Origin of the sequence: Pseudomonas sp. SWRI99 (assembly GCF_014270125.1) — a bacterium.
Lineage (GTDB): Bacteria > Pseudomonadota > Gammaproteobacteria > Pseudomonadales > Pseudomonadaceae > Aquipseudomonas > Aquipseudomonas hamedanensis.
In genome coordinates this window covers 40348-65345 of the sequence record NZ_JABWQR010000016.1, presented here as the reverse complement: position 1 = coordinate 65345, position 24998 = coordinate 40348, and the positions used below count along the sequence as shown (strand labels likewise).

Below are 24998 nucleotides of genomic sequence, written 5' to 3'. Positions count from 1 at the left end.
TCGGTATATCTATCAACTGACACACCGCTTTCGCGAGCAGGCTCGCTCCCACAGGGGGCGCGGTGTTCAGACCGGTTGTAGTTTCTGTTCGAACACCGCCACCCCATCCAGATCCCGCAACACCACACTCATCTCGCCGCTCTGCCCTTCAATATTCACCTCGCCAAAAAACTGAAACCCGGCAAACGGCGAGGTGTTTTGTTCGGCAGGCGCTTTCTCGAAAACCACCTCAGGCCCAAAGGTCTTGTCCAGCGGATTCGGCCCGAAACTACCGGCATTCAACGGTCCGGCGACGAATTCCCAGAACGGTTCGAAATCCTGAAAAGCCGCGCGATCCGGGTGATAGTGATGCGCGGCGCAGTAGTGCACATCCGCCGTCAGAAACACGAAATTGCGCACCTGCTGTGCCCGCAGATAGCCAAGCAGTTCGGCAATTTCCAGCTCACGCCCCTGCGCCGGACCGGGGTCGCCGTTGGCCACCGCTTCCCAGCGCGCAACGCCCGGACTGACCTCGCCGTCCGGTACGCCAAGGCCGATGGGCATGTCGGCGGCGATGACTTTCCACTGCGCCTTCGATGCTTTCAACTCACGCTTGAGCCAGTCCAGTTGCTCACGCCCTAGAAACGGTTTCGCCGCACCCAGGTTGTCATCGTTGGCCTCGCGATAGCTGCGCATATCCAGCACAAACACATCAAGCATCGGCCCGTAACTCAGCTTGCGATAAATTCGCCCGCCACCGTCCGCCGCCTGTAAACGCATCGGCGCATATTCGAGCCAGGCCTGTCGCGCACGGCCAACCAGCTTGTGGATATCTTTTTCCTGATAGCGCTCGTCGAGCTGCTTGCCCGGCGACCAGTTGTTGACCACTTCGTGGTCGTCCCACTGCCAGATCTGCGGCACCTGGGCATTGAAGAGTCGGACATTTTCGTCCATCAGGTTGTAGCGGTAATTGCCACGATAGTCGTCGAGGGTCTGCGCGACTTTGCTCTTGGCTTCGCTGGTGATGTTGCGCCAGATGCGCCCGTTTTCGGTGGTCAGTTGTGCGGGCACCGGGCCGTCGGCGTAGATCGTGTCGCCGCTGTGGATAAAGAAGTCCGGCAGGCGCAGGCGCATGGCTTCGTAGATACGCATGCCGCCGATGTCCGGGTTGATGCCGAAGCCTTGGCCGACGGTGTCGCCGCTCCAGACAAAACGCAAGTCACGCTTTGACGTTGGCACGCTGCGCAGATGACCAAACCATGGCTCGCTGGGGATGCCGCTTTGCGCGTCTTCGAAGTGCACGCGATAGAAAATTGCCTGGTCGGCGGGCAGGCCGCTGAGTTCGACGCGGGCGGTGAAATCAGTGCGGGCATCGGCCAGGGCCGAGACGAGACGACGCGGGTTGCCGAACAGGCTGCGGGTGTCCCATTCGACCACCATCCGTGCCGGGCGGTCGCTGCGGCTCCAGATCATCGCGCGGTCGCCGAGCAGGTCGCCGGACTGCACGCCGTCGGTGAGTTGCGGGCGATCCTTGACCGAGGCAATCACTGCCGGCGCCAGCCCCGGCAGCAACAGACCGGCACCGACGGCTTGCACGACGCGACGGCGCCCGAGGTTGAAATCGCTCATGGTGTTCTCCCTGCAAAAGGGAAAACTTAAGCATGGCTGTGTGAACCCGCCATGACATCGGCCACACAGAAAAATCAAACTGTGGGAGCGGGCTTGCTCGCGAAGACGTCGTGTCAGGCGATACTTTTTTATCTGACACTCCGCTTTCGCGAGCAAGCCCGCTCCCACAGGGATTTGGTGTTGTCGGTCAGGCGTTGACGGGTTCGACTGCCAGCTCGACAGTCTCAGGCCGCTTGAGCAGCGCATACACCACCGCCGTCACCAGGCTTCCCGCGACAATCGCCAGCAGGTACAACAGCGCATGGTTGATCGCATTCGGAATGGCCAGCACAAACAAACCACCGTGCGGCGCCATCAGCTTGCAGCCGAAGTACATCGACAGTGCACCGGTCAGCGCACCGCCGGCGATGCTCGCCGGAATCACCCGCAGCGGATCTTTCGCGGCAAACGGAATCGCCCCTTCAGAGATGAAGCACAGACCCAGCACGAAGGCCGCCTTGCCGGCCTCACGCTCAGTCTGGGCAAACTTGCGCCGCGCGATAAACGTGGCAATGCCCAAACCAATCGGCGGCACCATGCCGGCGGCCATGGTCGCGGCCATCGGCGCGTAACTCTGCGAAGCCAGCAGCCCCACCGAGAACGCATAGGCCGCCTTGTTGATCGGCCCGCCAAGGTCCACACACATCATCCCGCCAAGCAACACACCGAGCAGAATTGCGTTGGTGGTACCCATGCTGTCGAGGAACTGGGTGAGCGCGGCGAGCATGCCGGCAACCGGTTTGCCGACCACATAAATCATCACCAGACCGGTGATCAGACTGGCGAGCAACGGGATGATAAGAATCGGCTTCAGCGCTTCCAGACTCTGCGGCAATTTCACATAGCGGGCGATGGCTTTGGCGGCGTAACCGGCGATAAAACCGGCAATGATCCCGCCGATGAAGCCGGCGCCCAAGGTGCCCGCCAGCAACCCGCCGATCATCCCCGGCGCGAGGCCCGGACGGTCGGCGATCGAATAGGCGATGTAACCGGCCAGCAGCGGCACCATCAGTTTGAACGCGGTTTCCCCGCCGATCTGCATCAGCGCCGCCGCCAGCGTGCCTTCTTCCTTGTAGGCAGTGATGCCGAAGACGAACGACAACGCGATCAGCAGACCACCGGCCACGACCATCGGCAGCATGTACGACACACCGGTCAGCAGGTGTTTGTAGATGCCGGTTTTTTCTGACTTGGCCGCAGCCTTGCCTGCGTCCGCAGCGCTTTCCACAACGCCTTCGGCCAAGGCTTTTTTCAACGTAGCTTCGGACTGCTTGAGTGCAATCCCGGTGCCGCAGCGATAGATTTTCTTGCCGGCAAAACGCTCGGTGGCGACGTCGATATCCGCCGCCAGCAGTACCACGTCGGCCTCGGCTATGGCCGCTGCGCTGAGCGGAGTTTTCGCGCCGACCGAGCCTTGGGTTTCAACCTGCAATTCATAACCCAGGCGCTTGGCGGTCTGCTGCAAAGCCTCGGCAGCCATGAAGGTGTGCGCGACACCCGTCGGGCATGCCGTAACGGCGACGATGCGCGGCGCACGCGGCGCATCAATCGCCGGTTCGACTTCGCTGGCGACGTAGACTTCGGCTTCTTCAGCGCCCCGCCGCAGCACCGCTTCGACATCCTGCAACGCCTGCGCCGGAGCAATCTGGAACACCCGTTTGCCGACGAAGCGGGTCATGTCCACCGTCCCCGTACTCACCAGCAATACCCACTCGGCGGCTTCGATCGTCGCCGCCGACAATTCACGTTCCGGGTGCGCCGGATCGACCACTTCCACGCTGGTGCTCCAGCCCTGACGCTGCGCCGCCGCATCGAGCAGACGCGCGCACAGGACGCTGGTGACCATGCCGTTGGGGCAAGCCGTAACAATGGCTAACTTCATGACAAACCCTCTTATTGTTCTGTCAGGGGGCGTACGCGCACACCCTGTTCGAGCTGCGCCAGGTGCGCGGCGTCGTTGATGCCGAAACCGATCTGGGTCACCGCCATCGCGGCAATCGCCGTGGCCGTGCGCAGGGTCTGCTCGGGTGTGTCGGCACTGAGCAAGCCGTGGAGCATGCCGGCCAGCAACGAGTCACCGGCACCGACTGTGCTGGCGACGCTGACTTTCGGCGGCGTGGCATGCAAAGCCGAGCCGACACTGAACCAGTTCACCCCGTCGGCGCCGTGGGAAATCACCACGTGCTCGATGCCCTGCGCATGCAAGCGTGCAGCGGCTTGCGCTTCGGCGGCCGGCGAAACCACTTCGCAACCGAGCGCATCGGCCAGTTCCTCGGTGTTCGGCTTGATCAGCCAGGGGCGGGCCTGCAACGCGGCGCGCAAGGCTTCGCCGCTGGAGTCGAGGGCGACTTTCAAGCCAAGCTCATTCAACTTTTCGATCAACGCACGCAACCATTGCGCACTGACGCCGCGCGGCAAGCTGCCGGCGACCACGACCGCATCGTGCCCCGGTGCGATCTGCAAGAGGCGATCGAGCAAAGCCTGCTGCGCCGCCGCGTCAACGTTCGGTCCAGGACCATTGATGTCGGTGATGCGCCCGTCCTGCTCGGCGACTTTGATGTTGCTGCGGGTCTCGCCCGGCACGCGAATAAACGCATCGACAAAACCGCGTTTGGCAAACAGGGTCTCGAACGCTTGCAGGTTGTCCTCACCGAGAAAGCCGCTGACGGTGACTTGATGGCCAAGGTCGGCCAGCACCTGCGCGACGTTCACGCCCTTGCCGGCGGCATGGGTGTGCATCTCGTCGCTGCGATTGACCTGACCGGCGTCCAGCCGCGCCAGCTCGACGGTGAGGTCGAGCGCCGGGTTGAGGGTCAGAGTAAGAATCCTGGCCATTACAGGGCCTCCACTAATGCGCGCACTTCGTTGGCGCTGCCCACGGCCAAGGCCTGTTGAGCAAGGGTTTGCGCCTGGGTCAGGCTGAGTTCGCGGATGCGCGCCTTGACCTCGGCAATGCTGCGACCGGACACGCTCAGTTCGTCGACACCGAGGCCGACCAGCACCGGCACCGCCAGCGGATCGGCCGCCAGCTCGCCACAGACACCGACCCACTTGCCATGGGCATGGGCCGCGCGCACGGTGATGTCGATCAGTTGCAGCACCGCCGGATGCAAGCCGTCCGCTTGTGCAGACAGCGTTGGATGACCACGGTCGATGGCCAGGGTGTATTGGGTCAGGTCGTTGGTGCCGACGCTGAAGAAGTCGACTTCCTTGGCCAGCACCGGCGCGAGCAAAGCGGCCGACGGCACTTCGATCATGATCCCCAGTTGCAGATCAGCGACCGGAATCTCCAGACGCAGACGCTCGGTCATATCACGGGCCTGACGCCACTCATCAACGCTGCCGACCATCGGGAACATGATCCGCAGCGGACGGTTGTCGGCCGAGCGCAGCAAGGCACGCAACTGCGCTTCCATGATTTGCGGACGCTGCAAGGTCAGGCGAATACCGCGCACGCCGAGGAACGGGTTTTCCTCCTTGGCGATCGGCCAATACGGCAACGGCTTGTCGCCACCGACGTCCAGCGTGCGCACCACCAGCGGTCGCCCGGCCAGACCATCGAGGACGCGACGGTATTCAGCTTCCTGGGTCGCCTCATCCGGCGCTTGCGGGTGGGCCATGAAAATCAGTTCGGTGCGCAGCAGGCCGATGCCTTCGGCGCCCTGCTCCACCGCGCTGGTCACGCCGGCGCTTTCGCCGATGTTGGCGAACACTTCGACAGCATGGCCATCGGTGGTGTGTGCCGGTTGATGGCGTTGCTCGGCGGCAACTTTCAAGCGTTGCTCGCGGGTGTCGCGTTCCTCGGCGGCGCGTTGCAAAGTCGCGGCATCTGCATCGACATGCAGACGCCCGCGTTGTCCGTCGAGCAGCAGCGGCGTGCCCGGTTCGAGCAACAACACCGCCGCCCCCGCGCCGACCAGCGCCGGAATGCCGAGGGCGCGTGCGACGATTGCACTGTGCGCGGTGGCACCGCCGCGCGCGGTGAGAATCCCGGCGACACGCGCCGGATCGAGGCGCGCCACATCGGACGGGCCGACTTCGTCCATCACCAGAATGTACGGTTGCTCAGGCTCGTTCGCAGTTTGCACGCCACACAACTGCGCCAGCACACGACGGCCGATGTCGCGCAGATCCGCTGCGCGTTCGGCAAGCAACGCGTCCTGCAACGATTCCTGCTGTTTCGCGGCCGCTTCGATCACCGTCATCCACGCCGCCTCAGCGCTTTCGCCTTGCTTGAGGCGCGTGTCGACTTCGTCGGTCAGATCCGGGTCGTCGAGCATCTCCTGGTGGGTAATGAAAATCTCGCGAATCGCTTTGGCCTTGCTCCGTTCGATCAAGCCCTGAATGTCGCGGCGTACGTCGCTCAGCGCTTGCTTGAGACGCTCGCGCTCGATGGCGGCGGACTCACCACGCAACGGGTAATCAATGGTTTGCTGCACCTGAATATGCGCCGGGCCGATGGCGATTCCGGGGGCTGCCGGGATCGCTTGCAACTGGCTACCGGAGGCTGGGGCGACCAGCACTTCGGCGATATCGGCAATGACTTCGCGCTGCTGACTCACGGCCGGCAGCGGCTCGATTTCTTCACCGAGGCCTTCTTCAATCGCCGCGAGCAAGGCCGGCAAGGCGTCGGCGGCGATGCTGGGTTCGGCGATCAACTCCAGCACCTGACCGCGCCGGGCGCCGAGGCTCAACAGTTTGCTCAGGCTTTTCACCGACACGGCGCTGTCCTGGCTGTCGACGATGCGCACGCGAATTTCGCCGTCAAAGCTTTTCGCCAGTTGCGCCAGAATCTTCGCCGGGCGCGCATGCAAACCGTGGGCGTTGGCCAGCGCAATGCGCGCGCTCGGCCAGTCGGCGGGTAACTCGCCGCCGAGGACTTCGAGGACTTTGCGGCTGCTGGTGGCGCGGCCCAGTTCATGGCCGCGACCTTCGATCAACAGCGCGCACAAACGCTCAAGGAGCGCCTGATGCGCTTCGCCCAGACTCGCCAGGCAAAACAGACCACTGAGCGGCTGCCCGAGGTAGCGCATCGGTTTGTCCGGGGTGACGAACGCCAGACCGGGGCGCTTCACGGTTTGCTCGCTGTGCAACCACCACAGGCCATCGCCCAGTGGCAGCGCTTCGACTTGCTGCAACACGCCGGCAAACCCGTTGCTCACGCAATCGGCCTGACGCAGCAAACGCGCGCCACGCCAGACCAGCTCTTCGAAATCGTCGGCGGAGACACCGAGGCCGATCATTTGGGCGTCCAGTGCCAGTTCCTGCGGCGCGCCTTGCAGCAGTTTCAGCAGTGCTTCGGGCGAACTGGCGCGACGCAGGGCCTGGCCCAGATCGGTCTCGCCGAGGGCGCGGGTCAGCAGTTGCAGCAGGCGCAGGTGTTCGTCGGATTTGGCCGCGATGCCGATCGCCAGATAAACGATCTGGCCATCGCCCCAATCGACGCCGTCGGGAAACTGCATCAGGCGCACACCGGTGGCGAACACCTGATCGCGGGTTTGCGGGGTGCCGTGAGGGATGGCGATGCCTTGACCGAGAAAGGTCGAGCCCTGGGCTTCCCGGGCCTGCAGGCCGGCGAGGTAGCCATCGGCAACCAGACCGTCGGCGACCAGATGGCTGGCGAGCAATTGCAGGGCGGCGGGTTTATCCACGGCCGACTGGCCCATGGATATCTGCTCTATAGTGAGCTCGAGCATGCGATCTCCTTTTTGGCGCAGTTCAACGCCAGGTATTGTTTTGAATGGTCACAGCTTAGGCGCTCTGCCGCGCTTTTCAGCGGCAGTTTTGGCGGTTTCACGGCAGGACCGGCCAAAAGCGTCCGAAACGTAGAAAATACGCTTGCTGAAACGTTTAATCTAGATTGATCGGCACGTTACTCGATAATGTCCCATCCTTGAAGTCCAACTTGTCGGATGCGCGTAGGCCATAAGTCGCCTGCCCTAATCGGGTAGGATTGGCGAAAATCTCGCGGCATGCTCGAAAAAACAAGGAAATCCCGGGTTGAAACTCAGTGATATCGCACGGTTGGCCGGCGTGTCCGTCACCACCGCCAGCTACGTCATCAACGGCAAGGCCGAACAGCAACGCATCAGCAATGCGACCGTCGAGCGCGTGCGCGCGGTGGTCGATTTGCATGGCTTCACGCCCAATCCGCAAGCGGCCGGCCTGCGCAGCCGGCACACGCGCACGCTGGGTTTTATCCTGCCGGATCTGGAAAACCCCAGTTACGCGCGGATCGCCAAGCTGCTGGAGCAAGGCGCACGGGCGCGCGGTTATCAATTGCTGATCGCCAGTTCCGACGATGCGCCGGACAGCGAGCGGCAGTTGCTGCAACTGTTCCGCGCCCGTCGTTGCGATGCGCTGATCGTCGCCAGTTGCCTGCCCGCTGGCGATGACAGTTACCGTCAGTTGCAAGACAAGGGACTGCCGATCATCGCCATTGACCGGGTCATGGAGCCTGAGCACTTCTGTTCGGTGATCAGCGACGACCGCGAGGCCAGCCTGCATCTGACGCAAAGTCTGCTCGACCCGCAGCTCAAGCAGATCGTGCTGCTCGGCGCCCGCCCCGAGCTGAGCATCAGCCAGGAACGTGCCGCCGGTTTCCGCGAAGCGCTCAGCGACTTCAAAGGCGAAGTGCTGGTCGAACACGCCGAGTCGTTCAGCCGCGAGTGCGGCAAGCAATTGATGGAAGAACTCCTGCAACGTCTGGGGCATTTGCCGGATGCGCTGGTGACCACGTCCTACGTGCTGCTGCAAGGCGTGTTCGACGCGCTGCATGACTTCCCGCTGAAATCCCGCCCGCTGCGCCTCGGCACGTTTGGCGACACGCAACTGCTGGACTTCCTGCCGCTGCCGGTCAACGCCATGGCTCAGCAACACCAGTTGATCGCCGACAAGGCGCTGGAACTGGCGCTGGCCGCGGTCGAACAAGACGATTACCAACCGGGCGTGCAAGCCATTGCGCGGACCTTCAAGCAGCGTATTCATCGGGACTGAATCGTGGAGCTGATTGACAGTCACACCCACCTCGACTTTCCCGACTTCGACGCCGATCGCGCAGAGTTGCTGGCCGAAAGTCGCGCCCTTGGCGTGCGGCGCATCGTCGTGCTGGGCGTGTATGAGGATAACTGGCAACGGGTGTGGGATCTGGCGCAGAGCGATCCGGATTTGTATGCCGCATTCGGTTTGCACCCGGTGTTTCTCGATCAGCATCGCCCCGACGATTTAAACGCCCTCGGTGATTGGCTGACACGGCTACGCGGTCATCGGCAGTTGTGCGCGGTGGGCGAGATCGGCCTGGATTACTTCATCGAAACCCTGGACCGCGAGCGGCAGCAGGCGCTGTTCGAGGCGCAGCTGCAATTGGCGGCGGACTTTGAGTTGCCGCCGCTGATCCATGTGCGCCGCAGCCATGCGGCGGTGATCGCCACGCTCAAGCGCTTCAAGCTCAAACGCGCCGGGATCATCCACGCCTTCGCCGGCAGTCGCGAGGAGGCGCGGGAATACATCAAGCTCGGTTTCAAACTGGGTCTGGGCGGCGCACCGACCTGGCCGCAGGCGTTGCGCATGCATCGGGTCTTGCCTGAACTGCCGCTGGAGTCAGTGGTGCTGGAAACCGACTCCCCGGACATGGCGCCCGCGATGTTCCCCGGTCAGCGCAACAGCCCGGCGCATTTGCCGGCGATTTGCGCAGCGCTGGCTGAGTTGATGAATATCACTCCTGAACAACTCGCCGCTGCCAGCACCGCCAACTGCTGCGAAGTCTTCGGCTGGTAACCGATCCCCTTGTAGGAGTGAGCCTGCTCGCGATAGCGGTGTGTCAGTTACCGATATTTTTTCAGACAGACCGCGATCGCGAGCAGGCTCACTCCTACAAGGGATTTGTGTGGGACTCAGACGCGAAACGCGCTGATAAGTTGTTTGAGTTCAACGACCTGCACCGACAACGCGCGGCTCGCATCTTCGGTCTGGTGTGCCCCCTGCGCGGTGCGCTCGCCGGCGCGGTTGATCTCGACAATGTTCTGATCGATGTCATGGGCCACCGCGGTTTGCTGTTCCACCGCAGCGGCGATCTGCTGGTTCTGATCGACGATCATGCCCACGGCGCCAAGAATGTTTTCCAGCGCCTGCTGCACCTTCTCCGATTGCCCCACCGTGCCGTTGGCCATCTGATGACTGATGCCCATGGCCTTCACCGCCGCGCCGACGCCGCCATGCAGTTTGGCGATCATCTGCTCAATCTCTTCGGTCGATTGCTGCGTGCGTTTGGCCAAGGTGCGCACTTCATCGGCGACCACGGCAAAACCGCGTCCCTGCTCACCGGCCCGGGCCGCTTCGATCGCGGCGTTGAGCGCCAGCAGGTTGGTTTGCTCGGCGATGCTCTTGATCACTTCGAGCACGCGGCTGATCGACTGGCTGTCGCTGGCAAGTTGATTGATCACCAGCACCGACTGATCGATCTCGCTGGCCAGTGCGGCAATGCTGCCTTGTTGCGATTGCACCAGACCGCGACCGCTGAGGGTCTCGTCGTTGACGCTGTGGGCGCTGTTCACCGCCGCGGCGGCGCTGCGCGCGACCTCCAGCGACGTCGCTGACATCTGGTTCATCGCCGTCGCTACTTGCTCGATCTGCGTGCGCTGCCCGGCAACGGCCAGGTTGCTTTGCGCCGACACCACTTCGACCTGCCCGGCCTGACGCTCGACCTCGCCGACGGTCTGGCCCACCCGCTCGATCAGGTCGTGAATTTTCTTCACCGTGCCGTTGAACACCTCGCCCAGCTCACCCAGTTCGTCACGGCTGCTGGCCTTGAAGTTGACCGTCATGTCCCCCGCCGCCACCTTGTCCATCATAGCGCCAAGGCTTTTCAGGGTGGTGCGGGTCGAGGCGTAGAAACCGCCGTAGAGATAAAAAATCAGCACGAACACTACCGACAGTGCAGACGCCTGCAGAATCATGTGCGTGCGGTTCTGCGCCAGGCGTTGCTGCAATTGGCGGTCGAGGAATTTCAGGGTCGCTTCGTTGAGCTGATAAGTCTTGTCGATGAGCACCGTGACCTGATCGTAGAACGCCTGCCACGGCGCATCGAGAGTGTCGGCCATGACCACTTGCTCTTCGAACAGCTCGCTCGCTTGCTTGAGCGAGGCCTTGCTGCTATCGGCGTGTGCGCTGAGGGTATCGCGCGCTGCGCTGCTGGAACCGAGGGCGTCGTGCAGTTTCAAGGCGTACTCGGCCTGGAGTTTTTCAATCTGCGCCAACAGTTCATCAAACCGGGTACTCGATGCGCTGTTGAGAAAGCCCTGCCCCAATGAATACGAGCCCATGGCGCGACCTTCGCCGAGGGTTTGTGTGACCGTCGGCGTCACCAGGGTCAGCAGTTCGCTGAGTTGACGGATGTCACTCTGGTTGTCGCGGCTCAATCCGGCCTGACTGGTGATGATCTGGCTGAAAATCTGCGCGCTGGCCAGTAGCTTGCCAATCAAGGCACTTTTGCTTTGCAGCGAACTCTCCGCCTGCTGGGCCTTGAACGCAGCAATCATCTCATCGCGCTTGGCGTCGAACACTTTGATCTGTTCAGGGTCCTCGGTCATTGCTGTCAGCCCTTGCAGGCGTGCCAACAGGGCCTGTTCGAGCGTGCCGATCTGCGCCTCGACATCACCCGCCTTGCCGGATTGGCCGAGGGTGACGTCGATCTGCACCAGATTGTTCAAGGTTTCCAGATCCCGGCGCAGGCTCAGGCTGCTGCCCAGCAGGTCGAGGCTTTGCAGTTCGACGCGGGTGCCTTGAAATTCGCGATAGGAGTCGCGCACCAGATAGAAATTGGTCACCAGCATCGGCACCAGAAACAGCACGCTGATCAGGCTGAACTTCATGCCGAAGCTCAGACGGTTCATCAGCGAGACGGCGGGATAGAGCAAGCTCTTCACGGGGAGTCTCCCTTGGTTTTTCTTGTTTTTATTGGCAGGCGCAGGGCGACAGCAGATAGCCACTATCGGGCGCTATCTCTGTATAGCTCAAATCGAAGGGAGGTTTTGTAACTTAAGGTTAACAACAGGAGGACAATGAAAGATCACGGTGGCGAGGGAGCTTGCTCCCGCTCGGCTGCGCAGCAGGCGCAAATCAGACGACGCGTTTTGGCTGATTAACAGCGAGGGCGGCTTCGCCACCCGGCGGGAGCAAGCTCCCTCACCACAATGAATTTCACTTTGGCTTGTCAGTGAACCAGAACAGTCCACAGGGCAAACCCGGCATACCACAGCACCGCCGCGCGCAGCAGCAGTTCCCAGAGGCAATCGAGGGTGGTGATGCCTTCCGGACCGGCCACCGGCGGCGGGATTTCTCCGGCCGCCAGGCCGACTTTGTTTATCAGTTGCGCCGCGCTGATGTTCCAGTTGAGCAGTTCATGCAGCATCACCCGGCTGACCGCGACAAAGTTGCCGACCAGGGCCAGGCTCGCCGCGAGCAATCGCACCGGCACCCAGTCGAAGGCGTGACGCATCTGTGCCGCGCGCTCGACCAGCGCCGGGTTTTGCCCGTGCTCTTCGGCCAGCGCCAACAAGCGATAAGCCAGTGCAACCACCGGACCGAGCAGGAAATACCAGAAGATCACCGCGAAAAAGCTTTGATAGGCTTGCCACAACAGGTGCCCCTGCACACGTTCGAGCAACTGCTCGCCGCTGTCGGCGCAGATATTCAGATCGCGCTTGGCAACATGCGCCGCCGCTTGCAGATCCTCACGGCGCCAGGCATCGCGGAACGGCCCGAGGCCGCCGAGCAAATCGCCACGGCCCAGGCTATAAATCACCACCAGCAAATGCACCGGCAGTGCGAGCAAACCGTACGCCACCGGTTCCAGTACCACCAGCAGCAAACCGAGCAAGGCGACCGGCAGCAGCACCAGAATCGTCAGCACCAGCCAGGGCTGTTTCGCCAGCCGCTCGCCGGCTTCGAGTTTGTGCAGTTCGCGGATCCATCCGCCGTCGCGTTGAAGCCGATGGCGCAGGGCCGAAAACTTCTCGATCCACACCGCCAGCAGTAACACCAGAAAACTCATTGTCCTTCCTCTTTTGCCAGGGCGGCGCGGTAGCGTGCCCAGTCGAATGCCGGTCCCGGGTCGGTCTTGCGGCCCGGAGCGATATCGCTGTGTCCGCAGATACGCTGATCGGTGATAGCCGGAAAACGTGCCTGCAACTGCCGGGTCAGCGCAGTCAACGCCTGATACTGCGCATCGGTGAACGGCAGATCATCGGTGCCTTCCAGCTCGATGCCCACGGAAAAATCGTTACAGGTTTCGCGGCCTTCGAACACCGATACGCCCGCATGCCACGCGCGCTCCAGACAGGAGACAAACTGCGTGACCTTGCCGTCACGTTCAATCAGAAAATGCGCCGATACGCGCAAGTCAGCGATGCCTGCAAAGTAAGGGTGTTCGGTGACATCCAGACGATTCTGGAAAAACTCCTGCACTTTGCCCGTGGCAAATTGTGCCGGCGGCAGGCTGATGTTGTGGATGACCAACAGGGAGATTTCGCCCGCCGGGCGTTCATTGAAGTTGGGCGATGGGCAAATCTGCACCCCGTGACACCACCCGCTAGCGGGATCCAACTGCATACCGATTCCTTCAACGCCGACTGTGTTGGCGCCCAGTATGCCGCGATCCGCCCCCACCGCGCGATCACTTGCCGCGATTGAGTCGCCGCAGATGACCCAGCACCGACTCCAGCGCACGGTCGAAGAGCAAGGTGTCGTCCAGTATGCGCACCGTGCCACGGCAAAACGCCTGGGCCAGGTCTGTGCGACTGCGCTCCAGCACTTTCATGCCGGTGCGGTCGACAAAAACGTATTGGCCCGTCGCGTCGATGATCGCGGCGAGCTTGCAGCGCAACGCCTGCCCGTCCTCGTCGTCAAACGTCACCCAATGGCCCATGCGCAGTTGCTCAACCTGGCGCAGGCCGGCGTCGTCCTGTGGCACACCCGCCGACGGTGTCGCGGCAGCAATGGGGTCGGCGCCCAGCTGCAAAACGTCTGGCGACACTTCAATCATGCCCGTTGCGTGGCGATCCGTATCATCAGAACGCTCCAGCACGCGGACATGCAGCGCTTCCAGCGCACTGAAGAATTCACTGGTAGCAAACGGATCGAACGCCGTGCTGCTCAAGCCATCACGCAGCGACTTGAGCAAACCCGGCAGCAGCGCCAGCAGACGCAAGCTGGACTCGGCGTCGTCATGACGCTGCACGCTCCAGATCAATTGTTCCATGGTCTGCACGTCGGCCTGCCACTCGGCAGACTGGTCGCCATGTTTGAGGCAGGTCAACAGCAGCACTTTGCTCCAGGCCTGCTGCACAAACGCAAGCACCGAGGCCGGCAACACTTCGCCCAACAGCGCCTGCTGCAACGCTTGTTCGACGCGACGCCGGGCCAGGTCGGCTTTCGCCCGGCCTTCTTCGGCGTCACGCAAGCGCTGTTCGAGCAGCTCGGTGCGCCGGCGTTCGTCCTGGGTGAAGGCGAGGAAATCGGCGAGCAGTTCGGAGAATATCGCCGGATCATCGACAAACTCCGTCAGCAGGCGCTGCACCACTTGCTCGATGCGCACGTAGAGACTGTCCCGAGCATCGCCGTCACAGTCGCTCCAGCCCATGGCGGCATCGGCGATTTCATTGAGCAGGCGTCGCGCCGGATGCGTGCTGCGGCTGAAGAAACTCTTGTCGAGCACGGCAACCTTGAGCATCGGAATCTGCAACCGGGCAATCAGCGCCTTGAGCGAGTCGGGGACATTGCGATCCTCGAGAATGCACTCGAAGACCATGGCAATCAGGTTGATGACATCTTCGTCGGCGGTGCCGACCACACGGGATTTGCCGCTCCTGACGCTGACCCGGGTCAGCAATTGTTCGAGCTGGTTGCGCAGATCGAAGTCTTCCTGCGCCTCAAGCGCCGGCACGTATTGTTGCAAGTGCGAGAGCAAGCGCAGCAGATCGCGCGTATTGATCGGTTGCGCCGGGGCGCCGGGCTCCAGTGTGGGCGCGACACGGCCACGCACATGCACCAGTAATTGCTGCAACGCCGCGAACGCTTCCTCCACGCCGTCATCCGCTGGGGGCGGATCGTCGTGTACTTCGAAGGAAATGTCGGCTGACGCATGCTCGCTCTTGCGCCGCGTCGTCGCCGGTTTCAAATGCGGCAAGACGCCGGTAGCGAGCAGCAGTTGGTTGGCTTCGGCATACAGCTGTTCGGTGTCGGCCAGCACATAGCGTTCGAACAGCTTGAGCAGGATCAGCTTGACCTTGATTTCGACGCCGAGGTTACGTCCGGCCTGCAAGAAGTACTCGCAGAGCATCGCCGGGCCGAGCGGGTTGTGCGGATTTTCCAGACGGTTGCCAAGCAGCGCACTGAACCGTGCCGTCAGTTGATCAAGCGCGAAGCCATCACGCTTGAGCACGCGGCTGACCATGGTTTGCACGGCAACGGTACGCTCCCTGTCATCGGTGCGCGGCGCCGACTCTTCAATCACCCGCGTGCGTGGCAGGCGATCGGCAGCGGGATCGTATTGGGTAAGGCTGGCAAAGGCTTCGAAGAATTGTTCGAGAAAGCCGCGCTCGATGTTTTTGCGCTTGAGGCGCAAATCGCGCATGGCTTCGAAAAAGATATTCTGATCAACGTCATTACGCGCCCGATCAGCCATTTCAAACAGCGTGTCGTCAGCGTTATCGAACAGCTCCTGCAAGCCGTGGCGCAACTGCTGGGCGGCCTTGTCGCGAACCTGAAGCAGAATCACCGGCAGGCGGGCAAGCGGCGCGCGATCAGCCTGATCGCCAGCGGCCCTGTGCAAAGGCACTACTTTCCCGTCGTTGTGCATCCAAGCCTCCTGGAGCGGTGATTCGGTTCGTCGTTTTGACACTGCCCCGGTGGAGTCGTTCGTCAAAGCCATGACGTCAAATACAAGGCGGATTATCTTGCAAAAGATGTCCGCGATGCTATAGGCGTCAGGGTTTCCCCTATGCCCGCGCCCCTCTGTGACGACGGCGCCGCGCACGCGGCTTACGGAAAAATCGACCAGATGCAGTCAGCCGCGCGCGTTCTCGCCTTGGGTTGGCTCGCGCCCTGCCCCTATAATCGAATCACTTTGTTTGTGGAGTCCGTTATGCCGAATCTACGTCTCGCCGATCTGACCGCCGAAATCGAAGCCAACGTGCGCCGTGCGTTGCTCGAAGACGTCGGCAGCGGCGACATCACCGCGCAACTGATCCCGGCCGAGCGCCTGGCCAAAGCCACCATCATTACCCGTGACGACGCGGTCATCTGCGGCACTGCGTGGGTCGATGCGGTGTTTCGCCAGCTCGATCCGCGCGTGGCGGTGCATTGGCAAGTGGTCGATGGCGAACGGGTCAAGGCCAATCAGCCGTTGTTTCATCTGGAAGGTCCGGCCCGTTCACTGCTGACCGGCGAACGCAGCGCGCTGAACTTTTTGCAGTTGCTTTCGGGTGTGGCGACGCGTGCGCAGTACCTGGCGGACTTCGTCGCGCAAACGCAGGTCAAACTGCTCGACACCCGCAAGACCCTGCCCGGCCTGCGTCTGGCGCAGAAATATGCGGTGACCTGCGGTGGCTGCCACAACCACCGCATCGGTCTCTACGACGCCTTCCTGATCAAGGAAAACCACATCGCCGCCAGCGGTGGCATCGCCGAAGCGGTGGCTGCCGCACACAAGATCGCCCCGGGCAAACCGGTCGAGATCGAAGTGGAAAGTCTTGGAGAACTGAAGGAGGCGCTGGAAGCCGGCGCCGACATCATCATGCTCGACGAGTTGAGCCAGGATGACATGCGCGAAGCCGTACGCCTGAATGGCGGCAAGGCGAAACTGGAAGCCAGCGGTGGCATCAACGAAAGCACACTGCTGCCGATCGCCGAGACGGGCGTGGATTACATCTCCATCGGCGCGATGACCAAGGACGTCAAAGCGGTGGACCTGTCGATGCGCCTCAGCCTTTAAACGCAGCGGCAAGCTACAAGCTACAAGCTACAAGCTACAAGCCAGAGCGCTTTTGCTTTGACTTGCAGCTTGTAGCTTGAAACTCGCAGTTGCTTTTATACGACGAGATTGTTCATCTCGCAGTACTCGTCCCACTCGACACCCAATACTTCAGCCGCCTCTTTATGCAGTTCCAGGCGCTTGGCCTCAAACTCCTCCGGCGTGCTGGTGTATTTGAGGGTCAGCTCCCACGGCTGCAAGCCCTGCGCTTCGGCTTCGTCTTCGAAGGCCCACTGGATCTGGTCTTTCTGATCATCAGGACTCAGGTCCTTGATCTCTTCCCGCAATTGCGGCGTTTCTTCGAGGTACTTAACCAGCGCTTCTTCGTGCCTGGCTTCTTGGGATAATTCTTTAGCGGTCATGGCGTTCTCGCTGATCTGGGAATGGAAGATGGATCTGGATCATCAAGGATCTCTCTGACGCAGGAAGCCATTGGTAGCTCGGTTTTCCTGGCCTTCAGAACCATTCGTGGATCATCTGAAAACAAAGGTGCTTGCTTGTCTGGGACAGAGGAATCCTAACAGAGACGCAAGCCAGTGCAACCGGGGGAATGAAGGGCGGTATGCGCCTGGTTACAGTTTCCTGTTTCCATGCGCGAAATTCACTGCGTATAAATCCCCACCAATCGCCTTTTAGGTTACGACAAACGAAACCTTCACATTGACCGCCCAAGAACATGCAACTATATTCAGTTGCAACAAAAGGCCAGTATGTCAAAGACTGAAAAACTTCTCGCCAAGCTAATCAACGGGCACAGCGCATTCACATGGTCCGAGCTTGTCACGCTGTTAGGTCGGCTTGGTTACTCCCAGCTGGAAGGATCCGGTAGCAGGATCAAATTCGACAATGGGGATCCGAGCGCAATGATCAACCTGCACAAGCCACATCCCGGAAATGAGATCAAGACATACGCAAGACGCCAGATTATCGAGCAACTGAAAACAGGAGGCCTGATTCCATGAGTTCCCAGCTGCACTACAAAGGCTATGTTGGCTCTATTGAAGCGAGCACCGAGGATAAGTGCCTGTTCGGAAAACTCCTTTTCATCAGGGCGCTGGTGAATTATGAAGGACAAACGGTGGCTGAACTGGAAGCAGCCTTTCGCGAGGCGGTAGATGACTATTTACAAACCTGTCAGCACCTCGGGCAGAAGCCTGAAATCCCGTGCAAAGGTTCGTTCAATGTTCGCATCGGGCACGATCTGCACTTGGCAGCGGCTTTGGCAGCAACCCGTCAAAATGTGTCGTTGAATGATCTGACACGCCAAGCACTGAACGAATACCTCCAACACCACGCATAAAACCGAAGGCGAAAAAATTTTTGCCCGAGACAGGAATCGAACCTGCGACCTTCGCGTTACGAGTGCGCTGCTCTACCGGCTGAGCTACACGGGCGGTGGGCTAAACCTAGCACTGGACTCGGGCTGCGGCAAATTTGTGGGCTGCCTGATGGTTTTCTTTTGAAAACTACATTTGTGGCAATTTCTTTATTTCAGGCAAAAAAATGCCCCCGCCGTTTGCACGGCGGGGGCATTTTCATTGGGCTAAAGCGTTGGGGGGATTAAACGCCCGAAGCCTTGGCCGCTGCCACGTCTTTGATGGACAGCTTGATACGGCCGCGGTTGTCCACGTCCAGTACCAGCACTTCCACTTCCTGGCCTTCTTTGAGGATGTCGGTCACTTTCTCTACACGAGCGTCGCTCAGCATCGAGATGTGCACCAGACCGTCCTTGCCCGGCAGGATGTTGACGAATGCGCCGAAGTCGACGATGCGCTCAACCTTGCCGACGTAGATCTTGCCGATTTCGGCTTCGGCAGTGATGCTCAGAACGCGCTGACGCGCTGCTTCTGCGGCATCCTTGGTTTCGCCGAAGATCTTGATCGAGCCGTCGTCTTCGATGTCGATCGAAGCCTTGGTTTCTTCGCAGATCGCACGGATGGTCGCGCCACCTTTACCGATAACGTCACGGATCTTGTCGGTGTCGATCTTCATCGCGATCATGGTCGGTGCGTTGGCCGACAGTTCGGTACGCGACTGGCCAATGATCTGGTTCATCTGGCCGAGGATGTTCAGGCGCGCTTCCAGGGCCTGGCCCAGAGCGATTTCCATGATCTCTTCGGTGATGCCCTTGATCTTGATGTCCATCTGCAGCGCGGTCACACCTTTGGCGGTACCGGCTACCTTGAAGTCCATGTCGCCCAGGTGATCTTCGTCGCCGAGGATGTCGGTCAGGACGGCGAACTTCTCGCCTTCTTTAACCAGACCCATGGCGATACCGGCAACGGGTGCCTTCATCGGCACACCAGCGTCCATCAGCGCGAGGGAAGCACCGCACACGGAAGCCATCGAGCTCGAACCGTTGGATTCGGTGATCTCCGAAACCACGCGGATGGTGTACGGGAACACGTCAGCGGCTGGCAGCATCGCCGACACCGAACGACGGGCCAGACGGCCGTGGCCGATTTCGCGACGACCGGCGCCACCCATGCGACCACACTCGCCTACCGAGAACGGCGGGAAGTTGTAGTGCAGCATGAACGGGTCTTTCTTTTCGCCTTCCAGAGTGTCCAGCAGTTGTGCGTCACGGGCGGTGCCCAGAGTCGCGACTACCAGAGCCTGGGTTTCGCCACGGGTGAACAGCGCCGAACCGTGAGTCTTCGGCAGAACGCCGACTTCGATGTTCAGCGGACGTACGGTTTTGGTGTCGCGGCCGTCGATACGTGGCTTGCCGTTAACGATGTTTTCGCGAACGGTGCGGTATTCGATTTCGCCAAAGGCAGCTTTGACTTCAGCAGCGGAAGGCTGGCCTTCTTCACCGGACAGCTTGGCAACCACCTGATCCTTCAACTCACCCAGGCGAGCGTAACGGTCGGCCTTGATGGTGATGGTGTAAGCCTGGGAGATCGCTTCGCCGAACTCGGCACGGATAGCGCCCAGCAGTTCGGTGGCTTCAGGCGCAGGCGCCCAGTTCCAGGTTGGCTTGGCGGCTTCGGCAGCCAGCTCTTTGACAGCGTTGATCACAACCTGAAATTCGTCGTGAGCGAACAGTACCGCGCCCAGCATCTGGTCTTCGGTCAGCTCTTTGGCTTCCGATTCAACCATCAGCACAGCGTCGGCAGTACCGGCCACGACCATGTCCAGGCTCGAAGCGGCTTGCTGTTCGTAAGTCGGGTTCAGCAGGTAGCCGGTGCTTTCGTGGAAAGCCACGCGAGCGGCGCCGATCGGGCCGTCGAATGGAATGCCGGAAATGGCCAGGGCAGCCGAGGTACCGATCATCGCAGCGATGTCCGGATCGGTCTTCTTGCTGGTGGAAACGACGGTGCAGACAACCTGCACTTCGTTCATGAAGCCTTCTGGGAACAGCGGACGGATCGGACGGTCGATCAGTCGGGAAGTCAGGGTTTCCTTCTCGGAAGGACGGCCTTCGCGCTTGAAGAAACCGCCAGGGATCTTACCGGCAGCGTAAGTCTTTTCCTGGTAGTGAACGGACAGAGGGAAGAAACCCTTGCCCGGATCGGCTTGCTTTGCACCGACGACAGTCACCAACACGCTGACGTCGTCGTCAACGGTGACCAATACTGCGCCGGAGGCCTGACGGGCGATACGGCCTGTCTCGAGGGTAACGGTCGATTGACCGAACTGGAATTTTTTGATTACCGGGTTCACGGTGTCCTACCTTCTTTGTGGCTCTTGGGGGAAACGGTTTCTTGCGAATTCTTGGGCAATCTCGGGAATCGGCCCGAGGGCAATTGTCCGGGTGTTACAGGTAAAGCCATATTGCAGATAAAACTTGAGGCTGGGAGCCTGCAAGGCGCCAGCGGAAAACCGCTGACGTCTGGCAGACAACCAACCTCATAGCGCAATCGCTGATTAGCGACGCAGACCCAGGCGAGCGATCAGAGCAGCGTAACGGCTCACGTCCTTGCCTTTCAGGTAGTCCAGCAGCTTGCGACGCTGGTTTACCATGCGGATCAGACCACGACGGGAGTGGTGATCTTTACCGTTGGCCTTGAAGTGACCTTGCAGTTTGTTGATGTTGGCGGTCAGCAGTGCAACCTGCACTTCTGGCGAACCAGTGTCACCAACAGCTTGCTGGTAGTCAGCAACGATTTGAGCTTTTTCTTGAACGTCGAGAGCCATGAGGCAATCCTTCCTTATCAGGAAACTGTTTCAGGGAAACAGCTTCAACAGGCCAGGGACAAATCCCTGTATCTATAAATGAGTAGTGACCATGCCTGTTAACAGCCACACTCGCCGGCCCGCTTACGCAGACCGGTTCCGGTCATTCTGACCGAATCAAGCGACGCGGCGCGATGCGCCCGTCTTCGCTCACTTCACCGATACCGATGAAGCGACCATTGTGATCCTGTACCCGCACCATGCCGAACTTCGGCGCATCCGGGGCACGCACCGGCTGGCCGTTGAGCCAGTAGAACGCGCTCGCTTCGGAGAAGTGCAGTAACGGCCAATCCTGCAGGCCGCTGTCCGATGGCATCAGGAAGCGATCGACCGCTTCGTTGCCGCCTTCGGCATGTACCGCTTCCAGCTCTTCGAGGGTCACGGTTTGCGCCAGGGTAAAAGGCCCGGCCTGGGTCCGACGCAGTTCTGCGACGTACGCACCACAACCGAGTTGCTCACCGATATCCTCCACCAGGGTGCGAATATAGGTGCCCTTGCTGCAGTCCACCGCAAGTCGCGCAGTATCGCCTTCGAAGGCCAGCAATTCCAAGCGCGCAATAGTAACAGAACGCGGTTCGCGCTCCACTACTTCGCCTGCACGTGCCAGTTTGTACAACGGCTGGCCATCACGCTTGAGCGCCGAGTACATCGGCGGTATCTGACTGATTTGCCCGCGAAATTTCGGCAGCACCGCTTCGACATCGGCGCGACCAACGGTCACCGGACGCTCCTGCAAAACTTCACCTTCGGCATCGGCCGTGGTGGTGGTCTTGCCCAATTGCGCAAGAGTCTCGTAGCCCTTGTCGGAATCGAGCAGGTATTGCGAGAACTTGGTCGCCTCGCCAAAGCACAACGGCAGCACGCCGGTGGCCAGCGGGTCGAGGCTGCCGGTGTGCCCGGCCTTCTCGGCATTGAGCAGCCAGCGCACCTTCTGCAAGGCGGCGTTGGAGGTGAACCCCAACGGCTTGTCCAGCAGGATGATGCCGCTGACGTTACGACGGATACGTTTGACCTGAGCCACCGAATTACTCCTTGGTGTCTTCAGGTGCAGGAGCGGCAACGTGCTGATTGTCTTCAGCCACGGCACGCTCGATCAATGCCGACAGGTGCGCGCCACGCACGACGGACTCGTCGTAGTGGAAGTGCAATTGCGGCACGCTGCGCAGCTTCATTTCACGGGCCAGTTGCATGCGCAGGAAACCTGCGGCGGCATTCAGCACCTTGATGCTTTGCGCGATGTCTTCAGCGTTGTCCTGGCCCATCACGGTGATGAAAATTTTCGCGTGACCGACGTCACGGGACACTTCCACAGCGGTAATGGTGACGAGGCCGACGCGCGGATCCTTGACTTCGCGACGGATCAGTTGAGCCAGCTCGCGCTGCATCTGATCGCCGATACGTTGGGTACGGCTGTATTCTTTTGCCATGATTTGTTACCTGTTACTGCCCAGCGGTGAGATCCGCAAGGTCTGAAAGCGGCAAACGCCCGGCCTGACAAAAGCCAGACCGGGCGTTGCGTTTAGAGTCCGGACGCTGTGCCGTGCATTTGCATGCTACGGCCCATCGTGGCCCTTGAAGTGCGCGAGTCAGAGGCTGCGAGCAACCTGAACCTTCTCGAAGACTTCGATCTTGTCGCCGACTTTGACGTCGTTGTAGCTCTTCACGCCGATACCGCATTCCATGCCGGCACGGACTTCGGAAGCGTCATCCTTGAAGCGGCGCAGGGATTCCAGCTCGCCTTCGAAGATAACGATGTCTTCACGCAGTACACGGATCGGACGGTTACGGTGCACAACACCTTCGATCACCATGCAACCGGCGATCGCGCCAAACTTCGGCGAACGGAACACGTCGCGCACTTCGGCCACACCCAGGATGTTCTCGCGAACATCGCTGCCGAGCATGCCGGTCAGGGCTTTCTTGACGTCTTCGATGATGTCGTAGATCACGTTGTAGTAACGCATATCCAGACCTTCCTGCTCGACGATCTTGCGAGCGCCGGCATCGGCACGCACGTTGAAGCCGAACAGTACAGCGTTGGAAGCCAGTGCCAGGTTGGCGTCGGACTCGGTGATACCACCGACACCGCCACCCACTACGCGCACTTGTACTTCGTCGTTGCCCAGGCCATTCAAGGCACCGTTCAACGCTTCCAGCGAACCACGGACGTCGGATTTGAGGACGATGTTAAGCGTCTTCTTCTCGGCCTGACCCATGTTTTCGAAGATGTTTTCCAGCTTGCCGGCGTGAGCGCGAGCCAGTTTGACTTCGCGGAACTTGCCTTGACGGAACAGAGCCACTTCACGGGCTTTCTTCTCGTCGGCAACCACGCTCATCTCGTCGCCAGCGTCCGGCGTACCGTCCAGGCCGAGAATCTCGACAGGGATGGAAGGACCGGCTTCCTTGATTGGCTTGCCGTTCTCGTCGAGCATGGCACGCACGCGGCCATAGTTCGAACCGACCAGAACCATGTCGCCTTGGCGCAGGGTACCGTCTTGAACCAGCACGGTCGCAACCGGGCCACGGCCCTTGTCGAGACGCGATTCAACCACAACACCACGGCCAGGAGCCGACGGGGTTGCCTTCAGTTCGAGAACTTCGGCTTGCAGCAGAACGGCTTCAAGCAGCTCGTCAACGCCAGTACCCATCTTCGCCGAAACCGGAACGAATGGTGTGTCGCCACCCCACTCTTCGGAAGTCACGCCGTGAACCGACAGTTCGCTGCGGATGCGATCGAGATCGGCGCCCGGCTTGTCGATCTTGTTCACCGCTACCACCAGAGGCACGCCAGCAGCCTGCGCATGCTGAACCGCTTCGATGGTTTGTGGCATCACGCCGTCGTCCGCTGCAACCACAAGGATCACGATGTCGGTCGCCTTGGCACCACGGGCACGCATTGCGGTAAACGCAGCGTGACCCGGGGTGTCGAGGAAAGTGACCATGCCGCGATCAGTCTCAACGTGGTAAGCACCGATGTGCTGGGTGATACCGCCGGCTTCGCCAGCCGCTACCTTGGCGCGACGAATGTAGTCGAGCAGGGAAGTCTTACCGTGGTCAACGTGGCCCATTACGGTCACGACTGGAGCACGGGAGAACGACTCACCTTCAAACTTCAGGGACTCGGCCAGGGAATCTTCCAGGGCGGTGTCGCTGACCAGGGTCACTTTGTGGCCCAGTTCTTCGGCTACCAGTTGAGCAGTTTCCTGATCAAGCACCTGGTTGATGGTCGCTGGGGTACCCAGTTTGAACATGAACTTGATGATTTCAGCAGCCTTGACCGACATCTGGTTGGCGAGATCGCCAACGGTGATGGTCTCACCGATCTGCACGTCACGCACGACAGGGCCGGTCGGGCTCTGGAAACCGTGGGCGTTGCGCTTCTTCAGCTTGGCCTTGCCGCGACCACCACGACGGAAGCCATCGCTTTCTTCGTCGGTGGTCCGAGGTGCCACACGTGGCGCCGGGGCTTTTTCTTTGACCGATGCACGATGCGGAGCGTTTTTGCGCTCGCCATCGCCGCCACCGCTGCGACGATTGTTATCGTCGGCACGTGGCTTGTCCGGACGGCGCTGTTCGTTCTGCTTGTTGCGAACGTCAGCCGACGGCGCTGGAGCAGCGGCAACCACCGGTGCGCTTTCGCGAACAGGCTCGGCTGCGGCAGCCGGCGCCGAAACGGCGTTGCTGGCAGCGTTCTGCGCGGCAGCAGGCTGGCGACGCGCTTCTTCTTCGGCGCGTTGCTTGGCTTCTTCTTCAGCCTTCTGACGGGCAGCATTTTCTACTGCGCGACGCTCATCCAGTTCACGCTTGCGCTCGGCCTCGATTTCTTCCGGGCTGCGCTGTACGAAAACTTTCTTCTTGCGAACTTCAACGCTGATGCTCTTGCTACCAGCCACACGCAGGGTGCTGGTGGTTTTACGCTGCAGCGTGATCTTGCGTGGTTCTTCCACTTTCGCCTTGTGACTGCTCTTCAAGTGAGTCAGCAGGGATTGCTTCTCACTGTCAGTCACATTTTCGTCGGCGGCGGTGTGCGGCAGACCTGCCTCACGCATCTGCTGCAACAGGCGCTCTACCGGTGTTTTGACCTCATCGGCCAGTTGTTTCACCGTGACTTGCGTCATGCACTTCTCTCCTCAGGCCGCGCCTA

General features: G+C 60.7%; 19 protein-coding genes and 1 tRNA gene. 5 read left to right on the top strand and 15 right to left on the bottom strand.

Annotated elements, in window-relative coordinates:
- Positions 1-66: 66 nt before the first annotated feature.
- From HU743_RS14835 to ptsP, 4 genes are all read right to left on the bottom strand, one after another.
- Entirely contained in the window at positions 67-1608 is a 1542-nt protein-coding gene (locus HU743_RS14835; RefSeq protein WP_186649426.1) for an alkaline phosphatase D family protein, read from the bottom strand.
- Positions 1609-1795: 187 nt separating this feature from the next.
- Positions 1796-3529 carry a PTS fructose-like transporter subunit IIB gene (locus tag HU743_RS14830; RefSeq protein ID WP_186649424.1) on the bottom strand — a complete coding sequence of 578 codons (1734 nt, stop codon included), beginning with the start codon at positions 3527-3529 and terminating at the stop codon, positions 1796-1798.
- Positions 3530-3540: 11 nt separating this feature from the next.
- Complete coding sequence (gene pfkB / locus HU743_RS14825; protein ID WP_186649423.1) at positions 3541-4482, bottom strand: 1-phosphofructokinase; 942 nt, start codon at positions 4480-4482, stop codon at positions 3541-3543.
- Entirely contained in the window at positions 4482-7343 is a 2862-nt protein-coding gene (gene ptsP, locus HU743_RS14820; RefSeq protein WP_186649421.1) for a phosphoenolpyruvate--protein phosphotransferase, read from the bottom strand. Before ptsP ends, pfkB begins: the two co-directional genes overlap by 1 nt.
- A 304-nt stretch (positions 7344-7647) precedes the next feature.
- On the opposite strand from ptsP, the gene cra reads away from it, so the two are divergent.
- A complete protein-coding gene (gene cra / locus HU743_RS14815) occupies positions 7648-8643 on the top strand; it encodes a catabolite repressor/activator (RefSeq protein WP_186547314.1) in 996 nt (331 codons plus the stop codon).
- A 3-nt stretch (positions 8644-8646) separates the two neighbouring features.
- Positions 8647-9423: a TatD family hydrolase gene (locus HU743_RS14810; protein WP_186649419.1), complete on the top strand. Its 777-nt coding sequence runs from the start codon at positions 8647-8649 to the stop codon at positions 9421-9423.
- A 116-nt stretch (positions 9424-9539) separates the two neighbouring features.
- On the opposite strand, the gene HU743_RS14805 is transcribed toward HU743_RS14810, so the two are convergent.
- From HU743_RS14805 to HU743_RS14790, 4 genes are all read right to left on the bottom strand, one after another.
- Positions 9540-11570 carry a methyl-accepting chemotaxis protein gene (locus HU743_RS14805; protein ID WP_186547316.1) on the bottom strand — a complete coding sequence of 677 codons (2031 nt, stop codon included), beginning with the start codon at positions 11568-11570 and terminating at the stop codon, positions 9540-9542.
- 287 nt (positions 11571-11857) lie between these two features.
- Positions 11858-12697, bottom strand: a complete 840-nt coding sequence (gene ampE / locus HU743_RS14800) for a regulatory signaling modulator protein AmpE (RefSeq protein ID WP_186630986.1) — start codon at positions 12695-12697, stop codon at positions 11858-11860.
- A complete protein-coding gene (gene ampD, locus HU743_RS14795) occupies positions 12694-13254 on the bottom strand; it encodes a 1,6-anhydro-N-acetylmuramyl-L-alanine amidase AmpD (protein ID WP_186618643.1) in 561 nt (186 codons plus the stop codon). The genes ampE and ampD overlap by 4 nt, the downstream gene beginning before the upstream one ends.
- A 64-nt stretch (positions 13255-13318) precedes the next feature.
- Complete coding sequence (locus HU743_RS14790) at positions 13319-15502, bottom strand: DUF1631 domain-containing protein (RefSeq protein ID WP_186649417.1); 2184 nt, start codon at positions 15500-15502, stop codon at positions 13319-13321.
- A 285-nt stretch (positions 15503-15787) separates the two neighbouring features.
- Between HU743_RS14790 and nadC the strand changes: the two genes are divergently transcribed.
- Positions 15788-16636 carry a carboxylating nicotinate-nucleotide diphosphorylase gene (gene nadC, locus HU743_RS14785; RefSeq protein ID WP_186649415.1) on the top strand — a complete coding sequence of 283 codons (849 nt, stop codon included), beginning with the start codon at positions 15788-15790 and terminating at the stop codon, positions 16634-16636.
- A gap of 95 nt (positions 16637-16731) precedes the next feature.
- On the opposite strand, the gene HU743_RS14780 is transcribed toward nadC, so the two are convergent.
- Entirely contained in the window at positions 16732-17037 is a 306-nt protein-coding gene (locus tag HU743_RS14780; RefSeq protein ID WP_186618641.1) for a DUF6388 family protein, read from the bottom strand.
- 348 nt (positions 17038-17385) lie between these two features.
- Here HU743_RS14780 and HU743_RS14775 point away from each other — a divergent pair, with 348 nt between their 5' ends.
- Together HU743_RS14775 and HU743_RS14770 are read left to right on the top strand one after the other, a co-directional pair.
- Complete coding sequence (locus HU743_RS14775; protein WP_186618640.1) at positions 17386-17637, top strand: type II toxin-antitoxin system HicA family toxin; 252 nt, start codon at positions 17386-17388, stop codon at positions 17635-17637.
- Complete coding sequence (locus tag HU743_RS14770; protein WP_186618639.1) at positions 17634-17975, top strand: type II toxin-antitoxin system HicB family antitoxin; 342 nt, start codon at positions 17634-17636, stop codon at positions 17973-17975. Before HU743_RS14775 ends, HU743_RS14770 begins: the two co-directional genes overlap by 4 nt.
- A gap of 21 nt (positions 17976-17996) precedes the next feature.
- Here the strand turns inward: HU743_RS14770 and HU743_RS14765 are convergent.
- From HU743_RS14765 to infB, 6 genes are all read right to left on the bottom strand, one after another.
- A tRNA-Thr gene (locus HU743_RS14765) sits at positions 17997-18069 on the bottom strand.
- 166 nt (positions 18070-18235) lie between these two features.
- Positions 18236-20341 (bottom strand): polyribonucleotide nucleotidyltransferase, encoded by a 2106-nt coding sequence (gene pnp, locus HU743_RS14760; RefSeq protein ID WP_186618638.1) that lies wholly within the window; start codon positions 20339-20341, stop codon positions 18236-18238.
- A gap of 204 nt (positions 20342-20545) precedes the next feature.
- On the bottom strand, positions 20546-20815 hold the full coding sequence (gene rpsO / locus HU743_RS14755) for a 30S ribosomal protein S15 (protein ID WP_016771751.1): 270 nt from the start codon (positions 20813-20815) through the stop codon (positions 20546-20548).
- Positions 20816-20957: 142 nt separating this feature from the next.
- A complete protein-coding gene (gene truB / locus HU743_RS14750; protein ID WP_024011571.1) occupies positions 20958-21875 on the bottom strand; it encodes a tRNA pseudouridine(55) synthase TruB in 918 nt (305 codons plus the stop codon).
- A gap of 4 nt (positions 21876-21879) precedes the next feature.
- A complete protein-coding gene (gene rbfA / locus HU743_RS14745) occupies positions 21880-22281 on the bottom strand; it encodes a 30S ribosome-binding factor RbfA (RefSeq protein WP_016771753.1) in 402 nt (133 codons plus the stop codon).
- A gap of 159 nt (positions 22282-22440) precedes the next feature.
- Positions 22441-24972 carry a translation initiation factor IF-2 gene (gene infB, locus HU743_RS14740; protein ID WP_186618637.1) on the bottom strand — a complete coding sequence of 844 codons (2532 nt, stop codon included), beginning with the start codon at positions 24970-24972 and terminating at the stop codon, positions 22441-22443.
- Between the last annotated feature and the right edge of the window lie 26 nt (positions 24973-24998).

Excerpts from the sequence above, each read along its gene's own strand:
- HU743_RS14835 (WP_186649426.1), bottom strand. The coding sequence starts at position 1,608 with ATGAGCGATTTCAACCTCGGGCGCCGTCGCGTCGTGCAAGCCGTCGGT.
- HU743_RS14830 (WP_186649424.1), bottom strand. The coding sequence starts at position 3,529 with ATGAAGTTAGCCATTGTTACGGCTTGCCCCAACGGCATGGTCACCAGC.
- pfkB (WP_186649423.1), bottom strand. The coding sequence starts at position 4,482 with ATGGCCAGGATTCTTACTCTGACCCTCAACCCGGCGCTCGACCTCACC.
- ptsP (WP_186649421.1), bottom strand. The coding sequence starts at position 7,343 with ATGCTCGAGCTCACTATAGAGCAGATATCCATGGGCCAGTCGGCCGTG.
- ampE (WP_186630986.1), bottom strand. The coding sequence starts at position 12,697 with ATGAGTTTTCTGGTGTTACTGCTGGCGGTGTGGATCGAGAAGTTTTCG.
- ampD (WP_186618643.1), bottom strand. The coding sequence starts at position 13,254 with ATGCAGTTGGATCCCGCTAGCGGGTGGTGTCACGGGGTGCAGATTTGC.
- HU743_RS14790 (WP_186649417.1), bottom strand. The coding sequence starts at position 15,502 with ATGCACAACGACGGGAAAGTAGTGCCTTTGCACAGGGCCGCTGGCGAT.
- nadC (WP_186649415.1), top strand. The coding sequence starts at position 15,788 with ATGCCGAATCTACGTCTCGCCGATCTGACCGCCGAAATCGAAGCCAAC.
- HU743_RS14780 (WP_186618641.1), bottom strand. The coding sequence starts at position 17,037 with ATGACCGCTAAAGAATTATCCCAAGAAGCCAGGCACGAAGAAGCGCTG.
- HU743_RS14775 (WP_186618640.1), top strand. The coding sequence starts at position 17,386 with ATGTCAAAGACTGAAAAACTTCTCGCCAAGCTAATCAACGGGCACAGC.
- HU743_RS14770 (WP_186618639.1), top strand. The coding sequence starts at position 17,634 with ATGAGTTCCCAGCTGCACTACAAAGGCTATGTTGGCTCTATTGAAGCG.
- rpsO (WP_016771751.1), bottom strand. The coding sequence starts at position 20,815 with ATGGCTCTCGACGTTCAAGAAAAAGCTCAAATCGTTGCTGACTACCAG.
- rbfA (WP_016771753.1), bottom strand. The coding sequence starts at position 22,281 with ATGGCAAAAGAATACAGCCGTACCCAACGTATCGGCGATCAGATGCAG.
- infB (WP_186618637.1), bottom strand. The coding sequence starts at position 24,972 with ATGACGCAAGTCACGGTGAAACAACTGGCCGATGAGGTCAAAACACCG.